The organism is Spirosoma migulaei (assembly GCF_054776855.1).
The window spans coordinates 1-1658 of the sequence record NZ_BAAHBG010000054.1 but is presented as its reverse complement, the minus strand read 5'-3'; the positions used below and the strand labels follow the sequence as shown (position 1 = coordinate 1658).

The following is a 1658-nucleotide window of genomic DNA, read 5'->3' as shown; positions in this document are numbered from 1 at the left end:
TTTGCCTACCCATTCGAGGCAACCTATCAGGATGCCTTATTGTATTATGCCCGCGCTCCGGGCGCTACGGCCAGTGTCAAAAATGCGATCCTATCGACCTATACAGCCAGTCTGAAAACGACGAATTCGGATAACCTGCCTGCTTACCTGAATCAATCCGATGCGTACCGGGCTTTTCTGAGCAATACCAATTACACCTGGGGTAGTAATGAGACAAAAGCTCACCAGGGGAATATGTTTTTTTCGATGAATACCTACAATCAGGATGCCGTCAACAAAACGAATTACCGGGATGCAGGCATGGGTTTTATTCATTACCTGCACGGTGTGAATCCTACGGCCTATTGCTACCTGACGAATATGGGCGCTTATGGAGGAGAGTTTTCGGCGCCAACAATGTACCACTCCTGGTTTGGCGATGGTACCGTTTTTGATTTTAATCCGCCACCGGCCTATCTGATGGGCGGTGCGAATCCTACCTACGCACCCGATGCGGCATATTCAGGGCCAGTAATTAGCCCTCCGCAAAACCAACCCATTCAGAAATCCTATAAAGCCTGGAATACCAGCTACCCAGAGAACTCCTGGCAGCTAAATGAACCCGCCATTTATTCGCAGGGGGCTTATTTACGACTTCTTGCTCAGTCAATGTGTTATACGGATGTGGTGACCAGTGTAAAATCGGGTAGTTGGAATGATCCTTTTACCTGGGCGTGTGGTCGAATTCCGTCAATTACTGATCGCGTGAGTATACAATCATCACACATTGTTACAGTCGATGCCGTCGTCAACGCTAAAAAGCTGGAGTTGAAAGGGAAGCTTACCTATACCAACGGAGGTAAGCTCAATATAGGTAACTAACGTTGCCAAACCTCCCAGTTCGCATCTATAAATGCTGACTGGGAGGTTTGTTAATAAATAATTGGTTTGTTCGCCTACTCGTGCGTAGCTACTATAGAGGAGGGCTCAGGCACTTTATCAACAAGGTCAATTTTCTCTACAGATACAACCAGTGTAGCCAGCGCGTTTTTAGAACGTTCGTCAACCATCAGGACCCAGTCTGTTTTCACAATACGGTGGGTTTTATGGCCAATGGGATTATGTACAGTTGCGTTGGTGGCCTGCCGACGAGCCAGTGTCATGTTAATCGTATCACCTTCTTTGAACGTAGGCACAAAGCTGAAATAGCCATCTGCCACAACATTGCCTGCCTTGTTCTCAGAACCGGACTCGTAAAATATAACCTTCAGGTTTTCGGATTGATTGCTCATGTGGGGGTAGTAGGATTAAAGGTACTAACACGTACCTAACAGCCTGGCCCTGGTAAAAGTTATTAGTTTCGTTTCGATACAGCAGGTTTCGTAAACGGTAACGTAAATAACATTGGTAGCCGGTTTTTTGCAAAACAAGCGCAATCGGCGTACTTTTGCGGCTATAAAGAGGGTCCCGTAGCTCAGCTGGATAGAGCATCTTCCTTCTAAGAAGGCGGTCATTGGTTCGAATCCAATCGGGATCACACTGAAAATCAGCTAGTTGGCTTAATTGCTGACTAGCTTTTTTTATTCCGGTTTAAACGTTGGTTTAAACAACTTGTACGGGATCAGTTCCAAAAGTTGTGGAGGGCATTGTATTTTTTTAGGTTTGTGAATTAATCAAAT

General features: G+C 45.7%; 2 protein-coding genes and 1 tRNA gene. 2 read left to right on the top strand and 1 reads right to left on the bottom strand.

Going from position 1 to position 1658, the window contains the following annotated elements; genetic code table 11:
• Positions 1–861, top strand: an 861-nt coding sequence (locus tag ACYVGO_RS38635) for a glycoside hydrolase family 9 protein (RefSeq protein ID WP_460974141.1), incomplete at its 5' end; no start/stop codon positions are given.
• Positions 862–935: 74 nt separating this feature from the next.
• Here ACYVGO_RS38635 and ACYVGO_RS38630 read toward each other — a convergent pair.
• Positions 936–1271 carry a hypothetical protein gene (locus ACYVGO_RS38630; protein ID WP_142772592.1) on the bottom strand — a complete coding sequence of 112 codons (336 nt, stop codon included), beginning with the start codon at positions 1269–1271 and terminating at the stop codon, positions 936–938.
• A gap of 171 nt (positions 1272–1442) precedes the next feature.
• Here ACYVGO_RS38630 and ACYVGO_RS38625 point away from each other — a divergent pair.
• A tRNA-Arg gene (locus ACYVGO_RS38625) sits at positions 1443–1516 on the top strand.
• The last annotated feature ends 142 nt before the right edge of the window (positions 1517–1658 follow it).